Here is a 25,510-nt window from a genome sequence, read left to right as displayed (position 1 = left end):
AAATAAGGTGATATAGTGAGTAATAAAGTTGAAGTTTTAATGCATCCCGTAAGAATGAAAATTTGCCAAGTACTTATGAGAAATAAGGAAGATGGGTTAACACCATTAGAAATGGTAAAAATCATTGAAAATGTACCACAAGCAACTCTATATAGACATCTACAAACCATGGTTGATTCTGGTATTGTCCATGTGATTAAAGAAAAAAAAGTGAAATCTGTTTCTGAAAAATATTACGCAATAAATGAAGAAGATGCAAAAATTGAAGGAAGTGAATGGAAGGGATTATCTAATAAGGAAAAGTTAAACTACATTTCCTATTACCAGTTATCACTTATGACACAATATCAAAGTTATCTTAAGAAATTAGATGAACAAAACAGCCAAGAAGATAATGCTTCTTTTTCTGTAGTGGAATTAAAGTTAGATGAGGAACACTTTATAAATTTTCAAAATGAACTTAATGAATTAATGACCAAATACTACCATGCCCAAAGTAAGGGAAACGCAATAGAGGATCCAGTTCGGACCATCGCTATTACAATTATTCCAGAAGCTTAAACTAATTCGATATAAAAAATACAGGCTGATGATTCTTTAGCATAGGAAAAATCGGCTTTTTTTATGTCTAAATTTACTTAGCGTATGTTTTTCGCTTTTTTTGGTAGGACCCCATGCCCATCAACTTAAGGAGTGTAAACACCCCCACAACAAAAAATGAGCTGACTTCTCAAAATAACTAACTGTAGAGAAAGAGAATTTTCATTTAGGGGGTACTTTTATGCTAAAAAAAGGCTTATAAAGTTGGTAGCTCAAAAATTAAATTAGGATACTCCGTAAGTATATGCTAGACTTGGTTTACCATTTGATTTACTGTTTTCATGTCCTTTACGAGTCGGGGGTTCTTTGTTTCACGGAAAAAAGCAGACTCTTATAAAAGAGCCTGCCTTCCCTGGTTTGTAAAATTAAGAAGCTTTACGTACGTTTGAAGCTTGAGGTCCACGTTGACCTTGCTCCAAATCAAAAGTCACTGCTTGACCTTCTTCTAAAGTTTTGTAACCTTCGCCTTGAATCGCTGAGAAATGAACGAATACATCGTCTCCACCTTCACGTTCGATGAATCCGAAGCCTTTTTCGCCATTAAACCATTTTACATTACCTTTTTCCATTTGTATTGCCTCCTAGTGTGTAAACACACACAATGTAATACTATCCTTGCTCTCAGTGATCATAAAGGTGAAAAGTTACAAATCCTTTACACCGAACAAAAATAATTCAATTTAATAATAACATTTTTTGTAATAAATGTAAAGGTGAAGAAAAGACAGCTACTATGTTTATGCAAATGTTAGAGCTAAAGAAAAACACGTTTCATAAAATAATGACGGAATATGAGGAAATAAAGTAGGATCTCTCTTATTAGAAATCCTACTTTTTCTTTGGTTGTAAGAATCTTGATGTTTTTGTATCAGAATAGTATTGTGTATATCGAAAAAAATAAAAGACAACTCCAATTAAGAGTTGTCTTTTTGTGTAATAAAATCCCCAAAATATGAAAATATACAAACAAATATAATACGCTATGGTTGATATTATAACAAAACCGATGAGTATTGAAAATAAAAAGAATGTAGTAATGATTTTTTAAGGTTTTAGTTAAAAAAGCCTCGAAAATAAACCTTTTATAAATGTTTCCTTTAAATATGATTATTGTATTTCGAGGGGTTCCTTATAAATCTTAGCTATATATTTTACAAAATCAATGACGGGATAGTATATGAGTGAACGGTGCTGCGTAAAACGAACCCCTGCTTTTTCCATTTTCGAAATGAGTTGTTCAACTTCCATCTCTTTTTGTTGTATTCTATCATAATTTTGATATACAATGTTTTTCCATTGATAGGAAGAGCCGTGAAAATAACTCTCCCCTTTTACCCTGTGACTAAATATAATTTCTATTTTTTCTCTACGTTGTTTTTCCTTCATATGCGCTTCTGTTGACTGCATGTTTATCGCCTCTTCCCTTTTTTGTTGTATAACAAAATTTGGTCTAACTCACCATACATAGCCAATGTACATTGTTCTAGTTGGGATTTGTCGTTTAAGGCTATCTCATCCACTTTATTTGGTTTTCAAGTGCTTAATCTAATATATTGGATTTACATCTAAATAAGTTGTTAATGTGTATAAAACACTATCTATCTTTATTATAAAATGATTCTTTATAAGCATGCACCTTTTTACACTCACGAAGATTTATAACATGAAGAGTATCTTCATCCATGAATGTTATTCTGAATTTACTGAGGTTAGTTTCTTTATTTAGGCTAACTAACATATTGTATGCCTCAGTATCTATTTTATAAAAAAAAGAAAATAGATGTAACGGTCCCCCTTTTAATAAAAAAATCCTATAAAAATATAGCGCTCTTAAAAGGTTTTGTTACAAATTTATTATGTTTGACTAAAAAAAAGGAACGTAATATTTATTTGTAGAAAATTTTAAGAGTAAAAATAGAATGACTATCTGTGATAAGAAATGGGGGGACTTTTATGCTAACAAATGATTTAGATTTCCGATTAGAACCACGTTTAAAAGAACTGTATGAACAACATAAAATTAGAGCGCAGAAGATAGACTGGGGTTATCATGAGTTTTTACCATGGGATAAGGGAATGGACTTTAAAAGAGTTCCTTGGGATGAAAGTCAAGTTACTCTTCCTACTGGTGTAATTACAGCCATTGAAACAGCTTTATTAACAGAAGTGAATTTACCTTGGTTTACCACGTATTTATCTGCGACTTTTAAAGGGTCCCTCTCTGTTATTACAGACTTTATTCATACTTGGACATCAGAAGAGGATCAACATTCGAATCTATTGGAGACATATTTACTACTCACTCGAAGTGTGAATCCTAAACGAATACATGAATTAAGAAAGTCAGTCGTTGAGGGAGGATTTGAACCTGATTTTCATACACCAATCGAAGCTATGACGTATACGACGCTACAAGAACTTGCAACGATGGTGTTTTACAATAATGTTGCTAAGGTTGCAAGTAAGCATGATCCAGATCTTGCTACGTTATTACGTCGTCTTGCCAAAGATGAGACTCTTCATTATGCTTTTTATCGAGACGTCATTCGAACACATTTGGAATTAGAACCTAATTATTGCTATCATATTGCCAATGTAATTAAGAATTTTAAAATGCCAGGTGCCGTCATGCCTGATTTTGAAAATAGAATGGCTGTAATTGCAAAAGAAGCGAACTATGGACCACTACAATATTTTGATCAAGTACTTGATGTAGTGATTGAGTATTGGGGGTTAAAAGCCCTACGACCAATTGCACCTCTAGCTGAAAAAGCAAGAATTGAGATTTTGGATTACCACACAAGATTGAAAAAAATAAGGGATCGATTTGGTCGTTTTCAAGGGAAAAACTGATCTACGTTAATGAGTAGAGGTTTCAGAATATACGAGGGGAAATTCCCCTTCCCTTTATGGGAAATCTGACACACTCCCTATGTTTTTTGTGCTATTTTTATTCGATTTGATTTTTAAAGAAAAAGTAATTGACAGCAAAAATAATTTTATGATATTATTAAATATTTGATAAAAAAACACATATATGTTAAGGTTAAGAAGGTTACCATATATGGAGGTGGATTATATGTTTCAAATTGGCGATAACATTGTTTATCCAATGCACGGAGCAGGTATAATTGAAGCCATAGAAGAAAAAGAATTCTCAGGAAAAAAACAACAGTATTTTGTCATAAAAATGTCGATCAGTAATATGCAAGTCATGATTCCTACGGGTAAAATATTGAATTCGAATATACGCCCAGTTATTGATATACTTGCATTAAAGCACATTATACACATTTTTCACCATGAAGAATCCTGTAAATTACTGCCGTGGAAACAAAGGCATAAAGTGAACACGGACAAAATAAAAACGGGTGAAATACAAGAAGGTGCTGAAGTTGTACGGGATTTAATGCGTATGAAGAAAGAAAAAGCACTCAATACAAGCGAAAAAAAATTGTTGGATGATGCATATAGATTTTTGGTCAGTGAACTAGAATTAATTAAAGGAATCACTGAAAATCAAATAAAAAGTTTCTGTTAAGGTTCATTATAAATAATTCGTTATATCCTCTAAAAACATTCTAAATCTTTCGGGAATATGATGAGTATTAAAAGCAACTCATTTCAAAGACATTCAATTTCTTCAACTCACTTTTAGAGTAGGAACCTCTTTTGTTATTACTTCAATCTAATCCATTTTTATTTTTAAATTTCTTTTACGAACGTTCGAAGTTTCATTAAATAACTCGATCAAATAGTCACTTGAATTTTTGCAATCCTGATTCACACTGGCACGGACAAGGAGCCGTAAGGATGAAAGAGAGGTAGGGCTTTCATTGTTTTAGGTATATATCTAAGTCATTATTTCTAAAAGAAAAAACAATCAATCTCATCTCTATCTTTAAGAATTTTTACATTCACTGAGACAGTGAATAGTAATTGTTTATCTTCTTTTCATAAGAGAGATACGCGAGTTGGTAACATCTAAATATATGGTCAACGATACAAATTGATGGGATTTCTAGAACTAGAAACCATTTTTACAATTTATTTAACATAATAAGATTAAATGAAACAATAAGAAGGAGTGAAGATATGAAACGCATGCCAACGCAAGAATTAAGTAACGAGTTAAAGAAGCGGAAAGGGATTACTTCTATAAAGATTGAGCCTTATGAAAAAATTGAAGTTGGTGGAATTGTTGTAGATGGACCGGCTGTTATTTTAATCAATCAAGAATACCTGAAAATTGTTGAATGAAGAAAAGGATGATCCTTTACGAAAAGGGATGATCCTTTTTGTTTGCTGCAACTTTTATTTGATGTGTTGGGATTAAAAGGAAGGAGAGGGTCGGAATTATCATAATGGAAAGCTTAATATTGGTAGGGTTTCTTTTTACGTTATATAAATTAGTTGATAAAAAAACAAACTAATTTACATAACGTTATATTATTTCCTTTTTAAGGGTGAGATTTATTTGATAGTGAAATGGATAATTTAAAGGAGGAATTTAGATGAATGCAAGGAAAGAACGCATAAAATACGAAAAGATGTCAAAGAATTATGACCGTATTTATTCAGTTTCGTTTATCCTATTAATTATACTTGTTTGTAGTAGTGTGATTATCATAGGAGCTACAGGAGGAAAATATGGAGTGTTTTTATTGTTAGCAATTTTACTTAACGCACGTATTACGAAAGAATCTCAAAAAAAGTATGAGCACTATTCTAATAAAGGCCGTATTTAAAATGATACATATCCAGAAACGAACAACCTAGATGTATATTCAAAATATCCCTTTATCATCTCCTATTAACTAGTAAAAGTAACTTTATATAAATCATTTTTTTAGCAATGTAGAAATAGAAACCGTACCCTATTAAAATGTTATTTCCGTCCATATAATGAATTATCCTTCTAGCATATTTATAAGATTTATATCATATATTAGTAGAAAGAATGCAAGTTAGAAAGGAGTCTTATAGCATGAGTTATTTGGAGGGAAATGACTTTAGTAAACAAAATATGGTAAGTGTGCCTAATCCCTATGTATATCAGACATTACAATCAGTAATTGGTAAACATGTGGTTATTGAAACTGTAAGAGGCAATATAAGAGGTAAATTAAAGGATGTGAAACCAGATCATTTGCTCATTGAAGATACGGCGCCATATATTGTACGCATTCAACAAATTGTATGGATTATGCCAAAGCAATAATCAAATTTTTAAAAAATTAATGTCATAGTCCACCAAGTAAAAACACAGGGTTTTATCTCTGTGTTTCTTCAAATTTCCGTTTTTGAATATATGCTTGAGCATGAATAAGTTCTTCCTGAAGCTCTTTTAATTCTTTTGTAGATTCGGATTCAATAGCCATGTAAGTAGTAACTAAACTAATCATCATATCCATCTTCTCTACTATATTTTGAATGACTTGTTCAGATTGCTCTTTTTGAGGGTGTTGTATTGCTATTAATACATTTTCTATATAATTGTTCTTTCTTTGCTGGATATCATAAATAAACTGTTTTGTGTTTGAGTTCATTTGTTTTCCCTCCGTTTTGGATATATCTTCATTCTATCATATTTGAATAGAAAATATTGAATGGGCCGTTCTTACTTGCAATATTCATCGGTTAAAGAGGTACAACCGAGATACGTGTAAAAATAGGCCATAGCCTTACTTTTTTTCCAACTATGACCTATTGAGCTTATAGGGGTAGCACCATACATCCATCAAGCTAAAGTTTTGAAGTACCCTCTAAATGAAATTTTTCTTTCTCTACATAACGTGACCTAATTGATACTACGAAATACAAAAACATCCTGCATGTTTGAACCATGCAGGATGTTTTCTAGTTTTTGTTTTTCATAATGTAAGAAACCAGACGAAGGATCTCTAGATATAACCATACTAATGTCATCATAAGTCCTACTGCGCTGTACCATTCCATATACTTTGGTGCTCCACTATGAGTACCATGTTCAATTGAATCAAAATCTAGTAATAAATCTAATGCAGCAACAACAATTACAATTGCACTTATGATAATACTAATTGTCCCACCTTGATGAATATATGGAACATTCACCCCTAAGATGCTCAATAAGAAAACAATAAAATACATAATAAAAATTCCAAGTGTTGCAACCGTTACAACCGCACGAAACTTTTTAGTTACTTTTACTATTCGAGTTGCGTATAACACTAACATGGAAAATAAAATCGAAATTGTTAGTAATACGGCAGTTAAAGCGATAGAATCACCAAAGCGCATTGTATAATATGCTGAAATACTTCCTAATAAAACCCCTTGTAATATTGCGTAAATCGGTGCGCAAATTGGGGATATGCGCGGAACGAATATAACCATAAAAGCGACAATTAGAGTAACTATTATAATTCCAATTAACACGGGTATTTTCATTGTCTCTTGTGTCATCTGTACGTAGGAATAGACAGATGCTGCAAGAAGTAAGATAAGCAAAATGAATGTTTTTCCTATCGTTCCACCTATTGTCATCGTAGAAGCGCTTGTCTTCTTTTCATGGAATTTGTCTTTTTTTAACATTGGATTAGATGTTTTCATGCTTTCCTCCCAAAATATCTTTTACTTATAAAGTGATTTTTTATATCTCTAATTTCTTATTGATAATGCGACCTGTAATCGCTACGAGTACAATTATTAACAAGCAAGTAAAACATAGACCCAAAATAGTGAAATCTTCAATAGGGTAAAATGATGTATCAAAAAAATCATTCTTATCCATGAACCCAGAACTTTTAATAGTAACTGCATATTTCTCTAATTTACTTAACACATTCATTACTATTGTTTGTATTGTTGAAAAGATAGCAACGAAAATGATGAATAAAATTATTTTACTCATCCATGACTTCACTGGAAACAGCCTTATAATGGCTATGATAAAATAACAAGAAATAAGGATACTCATGAAATCGATTCCCCATAAAAGAAAAGCAAATATGTGTTGGAAGATTCCGTAACTATACAACTTGTGATATTCTTGTCGAAATTCTCCGGTTACTTCCCCACCATAAAGACTCGGATTATAACCAATTACTTTTCCATCATAAAGACTTTGTGAAAAATAATATGAAAAAATTAAGCCTATACCTAATAAAATAATAAACATTAATGTAAAAAATAATAAATTCGTATATATATATTTTTGGGTTGGAATGGCTGTATAACGAATCATAGAATTTTTTAATATTTTATTGAAAGAAGGCAGCACTATTAGAAGAAGTAAAAATGCAGCTATACCAATTATTATTAGGTATATGAGTAATACTAAATCCTTTATAAACGGAGGTAGTACCCTTGAGAGTCCTATCGTACTAAATAAAAGAAGTAAAGAAATAATAATAAAACCAGAATAAAAGACTGCTATTTTTTTTCTATTGCACTTATATAAATAGAGAAAAAGTGGGTTCATTGCTCAAACACCTCCCTAAACAATTCATGTACTGCTTTCCCGTGATGAAAACGAATTTCCTCTACGTTTTCATGTAATATAATAGTTCCGTCTTTTAAAAAGATTACTTCATCAAATATATTTTCGATTTCTTCTATTAAATGAGTTGAAATGAGAATGGTACAATCTTCTCGGTAAAATTTAAGAATTAAATCTAGTACATGTTTTCTAGAAACAAGATCAATTCCACCCAATGGCTCATCTAATATATATAACTTTGCTTTCCTGGAGAAAGTTAAGATAAGTTGTAATTTTTCCACTCCACCTTTTGATAAAGCAACTATATGCTCTTCTAATGGCATTTTAAACTCAGCTATTAAGTCCATTGCCTGATGAAAATCAAAGTCACTATAAAAATCCCGATAGAAAACTACAGCATCTTTTATCGTCATCCACTCGTCAAAAACAGGACTATCAGGCATAAATGAAACAGTTTTCTTTGTTTCTATTCCTACCTTCTGACCTTCAATTGTGATAGTTCCTTTAGAAGGATAACGCAAACCAGCAATCATTTTTAATAATGTCGTTTTTCCGCTACCATTATCACCAACAAGACCAATAATTTTCCCTTCAGAAATTGTTGCACTTAAATCTTGAAGCACTGTTTTTAAGTTATATCTTTTCCACAGATTTTCAATTTTTAATAACTCTGTCATTAGTTTTCCTTCCTTTTCTTTTCTAATGAAGAATGGAGGATTGGAAGAATTTCTTCTTTCGTAAATCCTAAATTGTCCATTCCATTTATAAAATTATCAAGCAACTCTGTTGCCATTTCTTTGCGTAGTTCAGTAATCTTTTCTCCTTCACTTGTTACAAATCTCCCTGTTCCTCTTCGTGTCACAGCAATACCTTCTCGTTCTAGCTCTTGAAATGTGCGTTGAATCGTATTGGGATTCACTTGTAATTCACTGGCTAGTTCACGTACAGCTGGGATTTTATCACCCGGTGCTAAACGACCTGTTACAATTTCCTTTTTTATGTATTCCATTACCTGAATATAAATCGGGATATTAGGAGAAAAATCAATTCCCATTTATTCCCTCCTCAGTATTAGTGTACTAGATGAATAATACACTAATACTGATTGTGTGTAAATGGTAATTTTTCCAAACTATATATAATAAATAAAGGATGATATCTGAAAGAAATACGGCCAAAAACCAGTTCTTAAACTCATTACTAAAAACAAAATCCCATAACAAACATTAAATGTCGTTTATGGAAATTTGTTAACGTACGGTAAAACCCAGGTTTTCAACTTAGAAATTCCTTAGCATACGAAGTTCGCGTTTAGTTGGCGCGACCTCATTATTAACTCGTCTATTAATTTAAATGTAGCTCTGTTAATCTCGAAATACACTTTCAACTTACCAACTCTGAATTTTATTTTCATCTGCCTCACTCTCTTTTTTGATTTGATAAATCATTTTAGTTAATCGGACACGTAAATATAATTCTTAAGCTGTTCGACTGTTTTTTATGTAAAAGTAGCAATTGTTCATAACAACCAAAATAACAGTGTTTTGAATGTATCCTTTTTGGATATTTATTCGAAATATGAAGAAATGTTATAAACACAGTGATTGAAAGAAAGTAAACTTTTGGGTAAAAGTTTACTTTCTTTTTATTGTATTATTATTGGCTAAGTAGTTTAGAGTTTCTTGTCCTATGTTCAAAAAGTTTAGACTTTCATGTCCCGTTATTGAGACATGAAAATGGATACTTTTTAGACACGAAAGTAGATACTTCTTGAATATCTTTCGTTACTAATATAAATTCCAAATGAATTTTCACTTCACATTTAATAAGGTTTTGCTGAAATGCAAAAAAAAGAGAGCAAAACTCTCTTTTCATTTAATCAATATTATTTTTAAAAATTTAAATAATAAAAAATAGCCAGTTAAAAGAGCGTGTTGTTATATATTTAGCTAAACACACTCTTACCAATATTTAAACCCTATATTAATTTCTTATTCCATTCATTTAACTTATTCATCCTTTTTTTTATTCGGTTATAAGCTTCAAATTCATAACCTTTTTCATTTAATCTTTTTATAATCTGTGAGCTGCTACCATCCTGCACTTGCATTCATACCAGATCCCATAAAATTAATAAATAACGGCCATAATAACGGCCATAACGTAAGAAGTATATTTAGAATTATAAGTATACTATATACCCTAGGGAAATTATGATTTTTACTATTTACCAATACTAAAATCGATAATAATATTATGGGTATTAAATATAAAAATATCATTATAAACCAATACCATGTCATTAAAGTAAGACTCAATGGTCCTAATATCTCGTGTACAACTCCGAATGATATTCCTAATGCTCCAAAACTAAAGGTTGTAATTATTGTTTTTAGAAGCACTTTAGCCAATTTTGAATCGTACGTTTTTCTACTATATAGACCTATCACAATATACAACGATAGATATGCCATTAATACACCTATCCAAATCAATAGCCAGTCTGCATCTAACATAAAGATGTCAAACAGCGCCCAACACACCCCTACTATTGAAAAAACAAGGGAAATAATTATATATTTTAAAACTGGTTTCATGTTCATTTCACGTCCTTTAAAAACTCAAGAATACATTATTAGCTTGTATTCTTCTTTTTCTATCGCTTTACTATAGTCTGTTGTATATTCAATAACAGTAATCCCTTTACTTCTAAGTAGATTTTTTTCCACGGTTTCGCATCAGTTGACAGTTTGAAAATTAATATTAATTTATTTTAATTAAATATATTAACATTACATTAAGTATAAGTAAATAAAATTAATTTAAATTTAATATACTCCACTTATTTAATGGAGATTATTTATATGAACAATATTAATGTTGTTCAAAAAATTATGGCATTTCGAAAAGGTGCAGGATTAACTAGTAAACATTTAGCTGAAATAGCTGATACAACGCCTTCCATGTTAAGTAAGATTGAGCAATGGATCACGAATCCACCCTTACAAACACTAAAGTTAATTTCTGTAGCATTAAATATTCTTTTATTAAATTTTTTCTTGGAAGATACCAATACAGAAGAATTAGTTGTAAGAGCTAACCAAAGATAAAAATAACTTTCCCTGAAAGCGGTAATGTTTCGTATGAGTTATTATCTCCTAATTTAGATGGATCACTGGAATTGGCTTTAATCAATCAGCTACCTCAAACCGCTTCATCTATGGAGCCTGTGGCACATAAAGGTGAAGAAATAGCATTTATTATAAAAGGGCACGTAAAACTATATCTAAATGATGAGGTTTTACTTGAGATCCAGGTGATAGCGGTAAAATACATCACCATTTGCTAGTATTCTTCCATTACTTCTTTTTGAATTATACTCCCTCCTGTTCTCCATACAATATACCTACCTAGATTCAATTTATGTTTTAAATTGTTATTTTTTATCCACCTCAATCAAGCTAGCAAAACTAAATATCATTTTACTTTTTTATTATATAGACTATACTAATTTCTCTTCCCACTTATAGGTTTCGTTTAAGCTAAAAAATATAGCCTCAAGAACGGGATCCTGAGACTCTATTTTTATTTTAGAAAGGACAGCATAACTTTCTCTGTTTCTTCTTTACTTAAATCACCTGCAAGAATTATGACTTGAAAAGCGCTATTCTTTCCTTTTGCAGGAACAATCATTTGCATTACTTTATAGGTTTCCTCTGTATCAAGACTTTCAACTAAGGTTATTTTTGTACCTTCTAATTCATAATTTGTTACCTTTTCATTATAATCCGCTTTTTTATTCGAGAATTCTATTCCCTCAGCAGTAACTGCAGATTGGTGCACAATATATACATTATCTTTACTTTCATTTTGATATTCATAAATAAAATCGGGATTCATTTTTCCAGTAGTCATCGGTGTATTAACACCTTCTCCAGTTAATTTAAACCCTTTTACCACATAACTTGGGGTGTTAATTGGAAAATCAACATATTTCTGTGCTTCCTTTTTAGTTAATCTAAAATGCGAATGAATTTTCTCTCTAAATGGTCCAATTTCTTCACTGTTTTTCTCATATTTTTTTTCCTCTTCTGGGTCTAACTTTTCAGGACTTCCTACTTGCCTTACTTTTTTATCTAAAATATGTGCTTCTGTTTCCAATGTAATGAATCGATCAAATTCTTCTTTCGTAAACAGATTCCTCGCCACTCCAATCTCTGTAAGTAAAGTATTATAGTCTCCTTCGGAAACAAAAAATTCTGCTTCTGCCTGTTTTTTTGTACCAATCATTTTTTCTACAATTTGTTGTATAGGAATATCGGTTTGCGTTTTTGATTCTTTCATATTATTTTTCACTTCTATTTGTTGTTTCTCAGAATTAGTCGGCATATCAGCCCGGGCATTTAATAAGGATACAGATGATACAGCAATAACTGCTACAGCTCCTAGTGCAGACCAACGATACGATTTTTTTTGGAATTTTTTAATCATTAAAATTCTCCTTTTTAACATCCTTTTGTTTTTACTGAAATTTGCCATACTCGGTACTTTATAGTAACTTGAGTAATGTTCCAAAAGACTAATAATAGTATGTCCATACGCAATTTGTTCCTCTGAATCTATATATGTAAGGGCTAATGCATCGCATGCTAGTTCTTGATCTTCTCGCATACATGAGTAGGCATACCATAGAATGGGATTAAACCAATTTAAAATTAGTAAGCCATGCATAAGCCAATTTACACCAACATCTCTTCGCTTGATGTGAGCTAATTCATGATGAAAAATATATCGTAACTGTTGTTCATCTAATATTTTCATATGTATAGTTGATAATAACAACTTTGGCTTAATAAACCCCAACACTGTCGGACTGGAAACCTTTCCAGATACAAGCAATGGGATATTCCTTTGAACAGACATAGATTGCTTACACTTTTCAAAAATTTGAACAATCTTCTCATCTGTAATAACAGGCTGTTTTTTTATGTAAAGTAATAAACGCCTGTTCATTACAAAAGTAGCAACACTTAGAAGGATAACGCCAGTAAGCCAAATGTATATAAAGATTGTATAAAATGAAATCGTCTCATCATCTTCATTACTGTGTGTTTGTGTCTTGTTTACCTGACCAGTTTTTGTTGAACTTGTGGTATAAGTATCTTCTTTTGTGAGTAACTTTTTATTGTCTATATCTTTTAATTCTTGCATACGTTCTTTTGTAAGAAAGCTAGCTACAGGGTTTTGGCTAGAAATGAATGCATCATCACTCTTGTAAGTAAGAACAGAATAGATACTATAGGAACTATCTGGCGACCAAGGTAATACAAGTCTTATAATTAATATGATCCATAGCATATACTGCCAGCGTGGCGTTAACTTATTTCTAAACAAAACCTTAATACACAATATTAGTCCCACTAATATACTAGCCATAATAGAAGTCTCAATCATCCAATCAAAAAAAGCAGGTAGATAGATATTTATAAATTTTTCTATCACTATAATCTATCCTTCCTCTGATTTTCCTCAGTTTTCTCATCCAAAATACGTTTAAGTTCGTTAATATCTTCTGAAGACAGCTTTTCTTCTTTTAAGAAATTTACAAGTAAAGGTTTAAATGCTGCACCATAGAAACGTTTAAGTAAAGATTTCGTTTCTACCTGTAAATAACTATCTTGCGATACCAAAGGATAATAAGAGTACAAACGCCCTTTATCTTGATGATAAGCCACTGCTTCTTTGTGAACTAATCGATTAATCAACGTTCGAATCGTTTTCGGTTTCCAATCCATTTTTACCTCCAACGCTTCAATTACTTCATTTGCTGTTTGTGGAGATTGTGACCATAATACTTTCATTACTTCTAATTCAGCCTCCGAAATTTTAGGTAATTCTTTCATTGTTTAAAATTACACCTCTCTGTATTACATTTGTAATCTATAACTGCATATTACACTTGTAATCTCGCGTTGTCAATCGTATTTAATGTTTGTAGAATCCTTTCCTATGCCCATTAACATAAATTTAGACTATCATGTTCTCCTAATGAGACAAGAAAGCAGATCTTTCATAAATATTTTTTGTTACTAATATAGACTTAAATTTTAACTTCAAACTTTGTGCATTTGTTGTTGTATAAAGGCATGAACATGGGAGCTTTTTAGACAAGATAGTGGATACTATTTTATAAACAATAGCTTCTGTAAAATTTAATATTATTATATTATAAAGACATTTACTTACTCTAAATCATAAGTAAATGTCTTTTGATTAAAAGATAGTTATTTCTATATAATAACTCCCAGTGGGAAATCCAACAATATAATTAACTATTTAAATTTAACTGTTAATCAGACTTAAAAATTGCCCTATTTTAATAGCAATTTTTTATTATTTTCACATTATATTTGATTGCTCTTTGTCTTGCTTCTCGATAGTAAATTTTGAAACTAATGCTGACAATGCTTCTACTTTTTCTTTTATTTTGTTAGATTGATTCGATATCTCCTTGATTGATGCTGCTTGTGATTGGATAGATTGTACAGTTTGAGTTGTTTCCTTAGCTACTTGCGTGGCAGTTTCAGAAACACTGGACATAGAGGCATTGACTTCTTCTGTACCCGCAGACATTTCTTCTGTCGCTGCAGATACTTCTTGAATTTGACTAGTGATTTTATTAATAGCCGACATAATAGATGTGAATGCTTGATCTGCTTTATTAGCTGTTTCTTTTCCTTCTGAAGCTTTTTGTTGACCTCTTTGCATTGCAACAACTGTATCTTTTGTATCTTGTTGAATGGCTTGTATTAAATGATTGATTTCATATGCAGATGTTTTAGACTGCTCAGCTAAATTTCCTACTTCCGCTGCCACTACTGCAAATCCTTTTCCGTTTTCTCCAGCACGTGCAGCTTCAATTGAGGCGTTCAAGGCAAGAAGATTTGTTTGTTCTGCAATATTAGTGATTGCATCCAGGGCTTTATCTATTTGTTGCGTACGTGTAACAAGCCTCTCAATTACTTTAGAAGTTTCTTCAACAACCTCATGAATACTATTCATTTGAAGTATAGATTGTTTTATCACTTCACTACCAGAATTGACTTGTTCTGTTGTTGTGACAGCCACTTCTGTAACCGTTGCTGAAGATTCAGCTACTGTTTGAACGCCAGTCGCAATTTCTTCCATTGAGGATGAACTTTCTTGAATACTTGTAACTTGCACTTCTATTTTTTTATCAACCTCAGATATTGTTTGAACAACTTCTCTTGAAATATGGGATGCTCGTTTAGTATCTTGTAACATCTCATCGGTCGAAGAAATAACCTCTTGTGTCGTGATTTTTACTTCTCCAATTAATTGTTGTAAGTTATCCAACATACTATTAAAAGATGTTACAATACTTCCTAATTCATTATTTGATTTATAAGAAGTACGTATCGTTAAATCACCTGCAGATACCCCTTCCATATCTTTTTCTAATAATACAATTGGTTGATTAATAGCTTTTTTAATAATATAGCCAATAAAAATAACGATTGCGATTGCTATAATGGAGATACTAACAAACAGCATCATGGTATTTGTTGCACTGTCAGTATTATTTTTTTGTAATTGATCTGCATTATTATTATTAAATTGGATAAGTTCGCGAATTGCCTGAATTGACTTTTTCATATTAGGATCAACCTCTTTTAGGTAATAAGCATATGCTTCTTCATTATTAGATTGTCCCAAATCTTGCACGTTTTTCAGTTGTGTTCTTAAGTCTTTGAATATTGTATAAAATGTGTTATACAATTCCTTTTCTCTATTAGAACTAACTCTTGTCTCAAATTTCTTTAATAATTGATCAGTTTCTGCACGAGCTACATCTATTTCTGTTAAAAGTTCTTTTATTCGTTTTTCATCTTTTGATAGGATCGTTTCCTTTACATTCATATTAATAAGATAAAAATTAGACTCTATAGCTCCTATCCACTGAATTGGCAATAAACTATCTTCATACATAGTAGTAGAAGCATGCTCCCCTTTTTTAAGGCCCCAAAATCCTAGTATAGATAATATGATACAAGAGACACTTGCTATAATTACCATTAAGTTTAGTGTTGTTCCAATTTTACTGTTTTTTAAAAACGACAATTAAATCCACCTCATTGTTATATAGTAATTAAGTAATTGAATGTATAAAAATAAAAACCATTTAATTAATTATTTTTATACATTGAAAAAACCTATACTTAAATTTAATAATAAAAAATAAATGGTTAAAAGAGCGTGTTGTTATATATTTAGGTCAACGTGCTCTTACATATATTTAAACCCTATATCAATTTCTTATTCCATTCTTTTAACTAATAAATACTTTTTATATTCGGTTATCATGCCAGAAGTTTATTGAAAAATGATTATTCTCCTCATAAGCTTCAAATTCATAACCTTTTTCTTTTAATCCCTTTATAATTGCTGGAACTGCCGAGACAGATTGTGGATGAATATCATGCATTAAAATAATTTCTTTTGAAGACGTCGCACCAGCTAAGACATTTTGAACAATTTTTGCGGCTGCTACATCAACGGGGAATTTATTGTATTTCCAATCTAAAGAATCAATTGTCCAATCCCATACTTTTAAATTATTTCCGACCACTTCACTTCGAAGTGATTCATTTAACCCGGGCATCGATCCATATGGTGGGCGTGTTAATTTCGGTGAGTTTCCAATAACATTTCTAATTAAAGATTGATCCTCTTTCATTTCCTTAACATATTGCTGATTGGTGTATAGCTTTTTAAAATCATGTGTCATACTATGCATGCCCACATAATGGCTCTCTACATGCTCTCGTTTCACTAAATCTGGGAACCTTTTCACATTGTCGCCAATTAAAAAGAATGTTGCTTTCACATTATTTCTTTTTAATATATCTAATAGGTTAGCTGTATATTTTCCTGGTCCATCATCAAATGTTAAATATGCAACTTTTCTTTCTTTACCATCAAAACGAGTAGGTATCGATTTTTTCAATTCATTTTTAGGTAGACTGCTAACATGTTGAACACTGTATACTTCTTCTGCATTTACCAGCTTAGGATTTGTAATAGATTGAAACATGTAATACCCTATTGCTACTAATGTAATAGCCAACAATACACTTATAATTCTTTTTTTCTTAAGCTTAATTTTCATATTATAATCTTCTTTCTATCCTATTATTTCACTTTATGTTGTTTAGTTATATTATCCTATTAGCTTATAAAGTTCTTTAACTTAACCAATGTCAATTTTGGATTACTTATTTTAATAATCTATATAGGTAAAAATTAGTGTCCTGCACTAGCATTCATGCCATTTCCTATGATAGTTAGAACCAAAGGATATAATACTGGTCCTAGGGTAAGGAAAATGTTTAAAATTACAATAAATATATATAACAGGCTGTAATTTTGACTATTTTGATGTACATATACTAGGATAACTAATGTTATTATAGTAATGAAATGTAGTAATAACATTATCAACCAATAATACATCATTATAGTAAGATTCGCCTTTCCTAATAGTTGGCATGTTATCCCTATTATTATTCCTAATACTGTAGCATTAAAGGAAATAAACAAAGTTCTTTTTAGTATTTTAGGAAATGTTTTGTGATCCACAGTTTTATTATATAAGCCTATTAAAATGCCCAAAGATAGATATGCGAGTAATAACCCTACCCAATCCCAGATCCAATCTTGACCTTCCATTAAAGTAAACAAAAGCGAAATGACCCCTCCTACTGCAAGAATCAAGGAGATTATAATGTTAGTTAAAGCTGATTTCATAATGTTTTCACTTCCTAAAAAATTTTATAATAAAGCATTGGTGTTTACTCATATGTTGTCATTTATTTATTAGAACTTCTTTTTAATTAACTGAGAATCTGTTTGATAGTATTTTCTTCCATTACTTTTTTTGGAATCATACTTCCTCCTGCTCCCTATACAATTTGTGTACCTTGATTCAATTTATGTTTTAAATCATTATTTTGTAAAGAGCCTCTCCCCCACTTTATGCAATTTAATAGGTCTAATCATTCCTGCTAATATTGTTGGTTCTAGCTAAATAACCTCTTTACCCACTATTTTTTTTAATAGTTTATATAAATGATTATCACCAACTGTATATGCCCCACATAAAAATGGTTCCATTGCTTCCCCTACAAACCCAAATGCTATTCCAAGTGCCAGTCCATCCGCTATTGCATTATTGTCAATCCCAAAATCTTATACAGAAATTCAATCATATAATCAGGTCATCATACTTAATAGTTCACATGGAAAAATAAGTATCAATCATTTTTCGTCTTATTTACTATTCTCACAACTATGCAGGTGCTTGAAAATTAATCATACTTTATTATAATTAAGTATATTAACAACATGTTTAGTATAAGTGAATAACATTAATTTTAATTTTATTTACTTATTTAAAGGGGATTACGCATATGAACAATATTAATATCGGTGAAAAAATTATGATATTTAGAAAAGGTGCTGGATTAACTAGTAAACGGTTAGCTGAATTAGCTGATATAACACCTTCCATGTTAAGTCAGATTGAGAAAGGAATCACGAATCCATCCTTACAAACACTAAAACTAATTTCTGCAGCATTAAATATTGCTTTATTTAATTTTTTCTTAGAAGATACCATTACAGAAGAATTAGTTGTAAGAGCTAATCAAAGAAAAAAAATAACTTTCCCTGAAAGCGGCAATGTTTCGTATGAGTTATTATCACCTAATTTAGATGGATCACTGGAATTAGCTTTAATGAATCTGTTACCTCAAACCGCTTCTTCTATGGAGCCTATGGCACATAAAGGTGAAGAAATAGCATTTGTTATGGAAGGACAAGTAAAACTCTATCTAAATGATGAGGTTTTACTTCTTAACCCAGGTGATAGTGTTAAAATCCCACCATACGTAAAACATAAATGGGAAAACACTTCTTTACACAAAGTCACTGTTATATTTGGAGTAACCCCACCATCTTTTTAATTTCAAGTACTAGCGCATAAAAGTTAGAGAAAATAATTCTCTAACTTTTTTGTGTACATAACTATATTTAAAAAAGTAAAAAACTTGTCTCATAATTATATGTCATTTAAATCTAAATGATTATGAGTAGTGAAAGAGACCTTTCTAATTACATACTTAATTTACTTTTTAATGTCCAGTATTTTTCTCCAGTAGTGTCAAAAGAGAATTCCACCCATCCATTTGGATCTTCACGATAAATAAAGATGTTTGTTCCACGAGTTACTGTACCAACTTTATTTTCCTCGACTGCTACATCTGAGTTACTTTTAATTTTTAAGTTAAATGGATACGGTACATGGTAATAAGCAGCTGTTGACACAACATTTACTGTTGTCCCATCTTCATACATGTTATATGGAATGTTATTAGATAACGCTTCAACATCTAATATTTCAGGATTTTTTGGTAATTTTTTTGCAGATGTATAGTCTTCCGCACGGAAAGGTTTAATGCGTTCCATAATATTTGCAATTTTCCCAGCCCAGCCTTTGTCTGATGCATATTTTACGTTCATACCAGCTAATGTTGGTCCATTATAATGCATGCCATCTTCTTCTAAATATCTTTCTCGTACATAATTGGCGTTATAAGCAATACTGTCACCGTAGGTTGGTAAATATTTTGCATATTTAAACGGATCCTTATCATACGCGCGTAACCCAAATAAATTGTGTTTTCGATATGCGATTTCTGATTTTCCATATCCAGACTCTAAAATTGCATGTGCTGCTAAATACTGTGCATTGACACCGTATTGATTTTGCGCATTAATAAAATCTTGCCCATGTCCAACTAACGGACTATCTGAATGGTATTTTGCAATAAAACTATCAATCTCTTGGGCTGTAATTTTCGAAGCCACTGTTAAATTTAAATCCTCATACGAAGTAGCAGTAATGATTTCTTTGTCTTTTAAACCATTATTTTGATTTTGTTGCAACATATCTGTTTTAGCAGTAAGTTGAGCGGCCTCAGCGCGTGTTATAGACCTATTTGGTTGCCAACCATTATCAGTACCATTGGAAATATTTAAGTCAATTAAAATATTGGCATACTTTTCTCCCCAATGCCCTTTTAAATCCTCAAATTTACTTTGGGCATTATTATTTGCTGTACCTTGTAATTTATAAGCATTTACTAGCATCGTCGCCATAGCAGCACGTGTAACTTTTCCAGTTGGATTGAAAAGGCCATTCCCTTCGCCTTTAACAATGCCAGCTTTTTCTGCTGCAGCGATATAAGGGGTAGCCCAATGGTTTTGTGCATCTGTAAAGGATGGTTTTGCATCAAAGTCAATTTGTATACCTAATACTTTTGTCATAATTTTCGTAGCGGAAGCTCTGTCTAATGAATCATGTGAACCAAAAGTTCCATCTGGATAACCAATTATGACTTGTTTATCCACTAAATAGTTTACAGATTGCTCTGCCCACTTGGGAACATCAGGAAATTTGTGAGTATCTGCAAATATATTAGATGAGTAGGATAGTAGACTTCCTGCAATAATTCCTGTAGCAATTAACTTGGATTTCATAAAATATTCTCCTTCTAAATCTTAATTTCTATCCATTTTCATGCATTTAATTTACATTATTCCTTTATTAAGAATTAGTAATAAAAATTGCAATAAATGTTGGTGAGCTTATTGAATAATTAACTATATTGTTAATGGACAATATATATAAAGAGTTGCATAAATAAAGGCTCTTTCCCCAACAGATTATATAGAGAAAAGATTTTCTATCATTTTCTATCAATATGTATCTTTTAAAAATTTTTAAGCATAACTTACATTTGGTTCAACGATTTTAGCCGCCTGTATATAAATGTCAATGAACAAATATAAGTTTATATTCAATTTTTTTAATTAAATTCAAGTTAGTTTTTGTATACTTGTTAAACTAGTATACAAACTTGAAAATCAATCTCAATTAATCACGATTAATTATAGTTAAGTATACATTAATACGTCAACACCTTATTAATTTTCAGTAAATAAAATTAATTTATACTGATTTTTTATGTTAATATTGAACATTTTTGTAAAAGTTATTCATTGACACTCATGCATATAAGTAACTATAATCGTTACACCAAATTGAATAGATGTCAGCAGCGTCACAAACATATAAATATAAAAATAAAAAATCTCAATTTGGTAATACAATAGATTGGTAGAGGTGTGTATTTTTATGAAGCGCAAATTAATTACAACAGGTATCCTTGCAGGAGCTATATTATCTTATTCTTCTAATATTTTAGCGAATACTCACAAATTTCCTGATGTTCCCAAGTGGGCAGAGCAATCTGTAAACTATTTAGTGGATAAACAAGTCATAATTGGTTATCCAGATGGAACTTTGGGCTCAAACGTTACGTTAGATCGAGCTTCCGCTGCAACAATTATAACAAAAGCTTTAGGAATAGAAATCGATCCCAAAGCCAAACCTTCTTTTACAGACTCTCAAGACCACTGGGGCGCTCCGTATATTGCTGCAGCTGAAAAAGCTGGCATTGTTAAAGGAGAAGGGAATAGCATCTTCAATCCATCCGGTAAAGTAACTCGCGCTGCTATGGCGACAATGCTAGTAAATGCTTATAAACTACAGAATACAACACATGATAATGGCCAAAGTAAATTTGAGGATTTAAAAGGACATTGGGGAGAAAAGTATGCCAATATTTTAATTGACTTAAATATTTCCAATGGTACGGATAACGGATGGCAACCAAATAGACTCATAACACGAGCTGAAGCCGCTCAACTTACTGCTAAAACTGATATGCTGTCAAGAGAAATGAATAGTGAATTAAAAGAAAAAGACTATACAAGTACTAATACTCTTCTAAATCAGCACCAAAAACTTTCAGGCAAAGTAATTGAAAAAACGGATGATGGATTGGTTGTTTCTGGTAAAAATTCAAGTGTATACGCTATTGTTTCTTCCCCTGAGGTACTTAAAGATATTAAGATTGGGGATACCGTTACCATTTATGCTCCTATTTTTATAAGCACAATACCAGGTGATCCAGCTACAGCTAAATATGCAATTGTTCAAAAAGAAAATGAAGAAAACGTGTTAAAAAAACAATATAAAATGCACACTGGAAGTGTAATCAATAAAACGAAGGAAACAATCCAAATTTCTAGTGAAGGCCTGACTGTTACTGCTGTTGTTTCTTCTGAAGTGCTTGAGGATATTCAAGTTGGAGATACCGTTACTATTTATGGGGCATCTTTTATGAGTAATATGGCAAGTGGTGAATTATCTGCTAAGGCTCCAATCATTGAAAAATTGGCAAGTAAGACAATGACTCCTAATACAAGTGTAAATAAATCGAAATCTATATCAGAAGTCGATAAAAAAGAACAAAATGCTCTGGATCAACATCAAAAACTTTCAGGTAAAGTTATTGAAAAAACGGAAGACGGATTAGTGGTTTCTGGTAAAAACTCAAGCGTATACGCTATCGTTTCTTCCCCTGAGGTACTTAAAGATATTAAGATTGGGGATACCGTTACCATTTATGCTCCTATTTTTATAGGCTCAATACCAGGTGATCCAGCTACAGCTAAATATGCAATTGTTCAAAAAGAAAATGAGGAAAACGTGTTAAAAAAACAATATAAAATGCACACTGGAATTGTAATCAATAAAACGAAGGAAACTGTCCAAATTTCTAGTGAAGGCCTGACTGTTACTGCTGTTGTTTCTTCTGAAGTGCTTGAGGATATTCAAGTAGGGGATACCGTTACTATTTATGGGGCATCCTTTATGAGTAATATGGCAAGTGGTGAATTATCTGCTAAAGCTCCAATCATTGAAAAGTTGGCAAAATAAATATTAGGTTTCCAATGGGAAAATCCCCATACTAATAAGTATATAGATGCTATTTCTCTAATAACTATGGTTGTGTTAGTTATTTAAAATTGATATAAATTTTCTTTGTCTAAAACTAAAAACAAGAGGCTTCTTACAATTAAGAAGCTTCTTGTTTTTTGTATAAGTGAATGAGATTTATAATTATTAAAATGGAACATTTTATCCCCTATAAATCTATTTTTTAGAATACTTCCATGGATATTTTATTATAAGCTAAGTAGTTTAAGGTTTCTTGTTCCTAGTTCAAAAAGTTTAGACTTTCATGTCACATTATTGAGACATGAAAGTACCTACAAAATTTATGATAATGGCTATTTATCAACGAATGTTCATGAGATTTTAGTATAGAGATTTATGTCTTTCTACACTAGTAGCAAAACGTCATACTAAAAGTAAAAGAACCACCCAGACGTCTGCCAAACGTAAGAAAGGTGGTTCAAAGAAAAATAATTAAACTTTGCAATATACCACCTAAAGACAGCGGTTACAAATCAGACGGGATTTTACCAGCATCTCGGCTTTTATTATTATGCACATAGTTAGTGAGTTAAAACCTTTAATAAAAGGTTTATCTCTACACTCTCATTATACATTTTATCTCATTGGAGAACAATATCATCTTGTTTGGTATTTTTTATAATGAATTCTAGATTGATACTGCTTAAGACTTTTTTATTTTGGTGAGCTTTTTTCAACTACTTCTTTCTTTATATATGTCTTTTAATACCGCTTCATTTATTTTCAAATCCGATTTATCAACTAAATTCTTCTATATATAGGATTGTCCTTTTTATCTTTGCATTCCTTTTATGATAATTTGAGATGCATTGAGTTGGTGACTTGCACTACCTTATCAAAATTAATTAATTCAAGCTAATCCGAACATATCAGATGTAAATTTTTAATAATTTCCCTCTACAAATAAGAACTTCATTCGTTTCTGCATTCGCAAAGTAACAAGTGCACTATGTCACCAGTATGGCTTTGAGGATCTCTAGTTCTTCTATCTCTAAGTTTGGCTATCTTGTCACTCAATAGACAAACGAATTGAATTTCATGGTAAAATAGTAAATGTTTTTAAATAAGGGGATGGAGGGGTTTCAAGTGAAACTTAGAAAGATTTTTATGATTTGTTTTTTATTTATATTCACATTAACTATTGTGACTGGTTGTAGTTCTTCACAAAGTTCTACAACTGTAAAAAATGGAAAGGCATCTTCGTCTTCGAAGAACGTGGAAATTGAAGTTGAAAATGCTGAGTACGTATTACCATTAAGTGGGTCAATAGGAGGAATAAATAAAGATAAAGTATTGAAATTCAAAGTGAGTTTGAAAAATAAAGGGGATGAAATGTTAGAGATATCACCTTATCTCTTTACACTATATCAAGGTGATGAAAAAATGAAGAAATATGATAAGGCTGATTCAGATAAATTACGTTTAATAGAATTAGAACCTGGTAAAAAAACATCGGGGATTCTCTACTATGAAGTGAATAAAGCCTCATCATATGAGCTCGTTTATTCCAATGAAGAAACAAAAAAAAGAGACGATGAAACAGAAAAAGTTTCTTTCAAAATTGATACACAAGAAATAGAAAAGAATACAAAAGACTTAAACAAACCAGCTGAAGCTCTAAAAACCTATATAAACGCTGTTTATTATGATAAAGATATAGACAAAATTAATGAATTGTCCGGTGAAGATGGAAAACAATTTACTCAAAATATACATCAAGAATTTAAAAAAGATGCAATGTCCAGTACGCATAATGGAATTAGTGACCAGGAATTTGAAAGCTATTATAAAAAGTTAAAATCTGTACTGCAGGAAAAAGTTACATTTACAGTAAAATCAGTAGGTTCTTCTCCTGAGGAAGATAAAGTTGAAGTGGAATTAAAAGTAAAACCATTATTATTAAGCGAATTGCAGCCAAAATTAAATAAGGAAAATGAAAAATTGTTAAAAGAAAATCCAGGAATCGAACAGCCTAAATTATTTAGCCAATCGTTTAGTTACTTCATATCTATTTTGCCAGAAGCAAAAGTTTCAGATAAAGAAAAAGTAATAAAGGTTGAGATGGAACGATATGGAAAAGAACAATGGCGTTTTTCTAAAGGTAAAGTAACCGATTCAGAGGACGTAATGGAAATAATGGGAGAGTTTTTAAAACAATAAAAAGATATAAATGAAAACGAAGTTTGCAACAACCAAACTTCGTTTTTTCGATTTATAATAACTTACAACAACTGTTACCTCCAAACGATAAAAACACAAACTTTCAATTTAGAGAATATTTTAAAATCTTAGCTTGATGGATATGTGTCGGTACCCCACATCCATCAACTTAAGGATTCGGGCTATTTTTGAAATTAAAAGCGCGTTACTATTTTCTTATATTAATGAGAAAGGGTGACGTGCTTTTTATGAATATGCATCAAAAGCAAGAGTTGTCT

At 31.2% G+C, this 25,510-nt stretch carries 23 protein-coding genes and 2 pseudogenes; 11 read left to right on the top strand and 14 right to left on the bottom strand.

The window, feature by feature from the left end:
- The first annotated feature begins 15 nt into the window (after positions 1–15).
- Positions 16–561, top strand: coding sequence for a transcriptional regulator (locus tag EBQ15_RS18455; protein ID WP_000066861.1), 546 nt, complete (start codon positions 16–18; stop codon positions 559–561).
- 404 nt (positions 562–965) lie between these two features.
- Here EBQ15_RS18455 and EBQ15_RS18450 read toward each other — a convergent pair whose 3' ends face one another.
- A complete protein-coding gene (locus EBQ15_RS18450) occupies positions 966–1,169 on the bottom strand; it encodes a cold-shock protein (protein WP_000410775.1) in 204 nt (67 codons plus the stop codon).
- Between the two features lie 131 nt (positions 1,170–1,300).
- Between EBQ15_RS18450 and EBQ15_RS31635 the strand changes: the two are divergent.
- Positions 1,301–1,408: pseudogene (locus EBQ15_RS31635) on the top strand (integrase); the annotation flags it as partial.
- Between the two features lie 299 nt (positions 1,409–1,707).
- Here EBQ15_RS31635 and EBQ15_RS18445 read toward each other — a convergent pair.
- Positions 1,708–2,007, bottom strand: a complete 300-nt coding sequence (locus tag EBQ15_RS18445; protein WP_001191997.1) for a hypothetical protein — start codon at positions 2,005–2,007, stop codon at positions 1,708–1,710.
- Between the two features lie 546 nt (positions 2,008–2,553).
- Between EBQ15_RS18445 and EBQ15_RS18440 the strand changes: the two genes are divergently transcribed.
- From EBQ15_RS18440 to EBQ15_RS18420, 5 genes are all read left to right on the top strand, one after another.
- Complete coding sequence (locus tag EBQ15_RS18440) at positions 2,554–3,453, top strand: acyl-ACP desaturase (RefSeq protein ID WP_000957108.1); 900 nt, start codon at positions 2,554–2,556, stop codon at positions 3,451–3,453.
- Positions 3,454–3,679: 226 nt separating this feature from the next.
- Positions 3,680–4,141 carry a CarD family transcriptional regulator gene (locus EBQ15_RS18435; RefSeq protein ID WP_000486305.1) on the top strand — a complete coding sequence of 154 codons (462 nt, stop codon included), beginning with the start codon at positions 3,680–3,682 and terminating at the stop codon, positions 4,139–4,141.
- A gap of 554 nt (positions 4,142–4,695) precedes the next feature.
- Positions 4,696–4,860, top strand: coding sequence for a BC1881 family protein (locus EBQ15_RS18430; RefSeq protein WP_000827566.1), 165 nt, complete (start codon positions 4,696–4,698; stop codon positions 4,858–4,860).
- A gap of 254 nt (positions 4,861–5,114) precedes the next feature.
- Entirely contained in the window at positions 5,115–5,348 is a 234-nt protein-coding gene (locus EBQ15_RS18425) for a hypothetical protein (RefSeq protein ID WP_000993974.1), read from the top strand.
- Between the two features lie 239 nt (positions 5,349–5,587).
- Positions 5,588–5,821, top strand: a complete 234-nt coding sequence (locus EBQ15_RS18420) for a YuzF family protein (protein WP_000120817.1) — start codon at positions 5,588–5,590, stop codon at positions 5,819–5,821.
- Positions 5,822–5,873: 52 nt separating this feature from the next.
- Here the strand turns inward: EBQ15_RS18420 and EBQ15_RS18415 are convergent, their stop codons facing one another.
- The 6 genes from EBQ15_RS18415 to EBQ15_RS18390 form a co-directional block, all read right to left on the bottom strand.
- Positions 5,874–6,149 (bottom strand): hypothetical protein, encoded by a 276-nt coding sequence (locus tag EBQ15_RS18415; RefSeq protein ID WP_001087724.1) that lies wholly within the window; start codon positions 6,147–6,149, stop codon positions 5,874–5,876.
- A 310-nt stretch (positions 6,150–6,459) separates the two neighbouring features.
- Positions 6,460–7,194, bottom strand: a complete 735-nt coding sequence (locus EBQ15_RS18410; RefSeq protein WP_000858313.1) for a Bax inhibitor-1/YccA family protein — start codon at positions 7,192–7,194, stop codon at positions 6,460–6,462.
- Between the two features lie 40 nt (positions 7,195–7,234).
- Positions 7,235–8,065, bottom strand: coding sequence for a hypothetical protein (locus EBQ15_RS18405; protein WP_001068585.1), 831 nt, complete (start codon positions 8,063–8,065; stop codon positions 7,235–7,237).
- Positions 8,062–8,760, bottom strand: coding sequence for an ABC transporter ATP-binding protein (locus EBQ15_RS18400; protein WP_000137759.1), 699 nt, complete (start codon positions 8,758–8,760; stop codon positions 8,062–8,064). Before EBQ15_RS18400 ends, EBQ15_RS18405 begins: the two co-directional genes overlap by 4 nt.
- The gene (locus tag EBQ15_RS18395) at positions 8,760–9,137 is read right to left on the bottom strand and encodes a GntR family transcriptional regulator (protein ID WP_000510488.1); all 378 of its coding nucleotides are present in this window, start codon (positions 9,135–9,137) and stop codon (positions 8,760–8,762) included. The genes EBQ15_RS18400 and EBQ15_RS18395 overlap by 1 nt, the downstream gene beginning before the upstream one ends.
- 1,036 nt (positions 9,138–10,173) lie before the next feature.
- Positions 10,174–10,680 (bottom strand): DUF3902 family protein, encoded by a 507-nt coding sequence (locus EBQ15_RS18390; protein WP_000805761.1) that lies wholly within the window; start codon positions 10,678–10,680, stop codon positions 10,174–10,176.
- A 267-nt stretch (positions 10,681–10,947) separates the two neighbouring features.
- On the opposite strand from EBQ15_RS18390, the pseudogene EBQ15_RS31630 reads away from it, so the two are divergent.
- A pseudogene (locus EBQ15_RS31630) lies at positions 10,948–11,416 on the top strand (helix-turn-helix domain-containing protein); the annotation flags it as partial.
- A gap of 252 nt (positions 11,417–11,668) precedes the next feature.
- On the opposite strand, the gene EBQ15_RS18375 reads toward EBQ15_RS31630, so the two are convergent.
- The 5 genes from EBQ15_RS18375 to EBQ15_RS18355 all read right to left on the bottom strand — a co-directional run bounded on the left by EBQ15_RS18375 (position 11,669) and on the right by EBQ15_RS18355 (position 17,911).
- Positions 11,669–13,585, bottom strand: coding sequence for a M56 family metallopeptidase (locus EBQ15_RS18375; protein WP_000570337.1), 1,917 nt, complete (start codon positions 13,583–13,585; stop codon positions 11,669–11,671).
- Positions 13,585–13,986, bottom strand: coding sequence for a BlaI/MecI/CopY family transcriptional regulator (locus tag EBQ15_RS18370; RefSeq protein ID WP_000661434.1), 402 nt, complete (start codon positions 13,984–13,986; stop codon positions 13,585–13,587). The genes EBQ15_RS18375 and EBQ15_RS18370 overlap by 1 nt, the downstream gene beginning before the upstream one ends.
- A gap of 496 nt (positions 13,987–14,482) precedes the next feature.
- On the bottom strand, positions 14,483–16,225 hold the full coding sequence (locus EBQ15_RS18365; RefSeq protein ID WP_000008934.1) for a methyl-accepting chemotaxis protein: 1,743 nt from the start codon (positions 16,223–16,225) through the stop codon (positions 14,483–14,485).
- Between the two features lie 226 nt (positions 16,226–16,451).
- Positions 16,452–17,273 (bottom strand): peptidoglycan-N-acetylglucosamine deacetylase, encoded by an 822-nt coding sequence (locus EBQ15_RS18360; RefSeq protein WP_000694601.1) that lies wholly within the window; start codon positions 17,271–17,273, stop codon positions 16,452–16,454.
- A 134-nt stretch (positions 17,274–17,407) separates the two neighbouring features.
- A complete protein-coding gene (locus tag EBQ15_RS18355; protein ID WP_000833553.1) occupies positions 17,408–17,911 on the bottom strand; it encodes a DUF3902 family protein in 504 nt (167 codons plus the stop codon).
- A gap of 662 nt (positions 17,912–18,573) precedes the next feature.
- Here EBQ15_RS18355 and EBQ15_RS18345 point away from each other — a divergent pair.
- A complete protein-coding gene (locus EBQ15_RS18345; protein ID WP_001059761.1) occupies positions 18,574–19,128 on the top strand; it encodes a helix-turn-helix domain-containing protein in 555 nt (184 codons plus the stop codon).
- 148 nt (positions 19,129–19,276) lie between these two features.
- On the opposite strand, the gene EBQ15_RS18340 is transcribed toward EBQ15_RS18345, so the two are convergent.
- Complete coding sequence (locus tag EBQ15_RS18340; protein WP_000837502.1) at positions 19,277–20,704, bottom strand: S-layer homology domain-containing protein; 1,428 nt, start codon at positions 20,702–20,704, stop codon at positions 19,277–19,279.
- A 658-nt stretch (positions 20,705–21,362) separates the two neighbouring features.
- Between EBQ15_RS18340 and EBQ15_RS18335 the strand changes: the two genes are divergently transcribed.
- Complete coding sequence (locus EBQ15_RS18335; RefSeq protein ID WP_000823691.1) at positions 21,363–23,012, top strand: S-layer homology domain-containing protein; 1,650 nt, start codon at positions 21,363–21,365, stop codon at positions 23,010–23,012.
- 1,113 nt (positions 23,013–24,125) lie between these two features.
- Positions 24,126–25,232 (top strand): DUF5105 domain-containing protein, encoded by a 1,107-nt coding sequence (locus EBQ15_RS18330; protein ID WP_001988265.1) that lies wholly within the window; start codon positions 24,126–24,128, stop codon positions 25,230–25,232.
- Positions 25,233–25,510 lie beyond the last annotated feature (278 nt).

This window comes from Bacillus sp. 2D03, from assembly GCF_003946765.1.
Lineage (GTDB): Bacteria > Bacillota > Bacilli > Bacillales > Bacillaceae_G > Bacillus_A > Bacillus_A cereus.
Note: the sequence above shows the minus strand (reverse complement) of the source record. Positions and strands in the feature narration are given on the sequence as shown.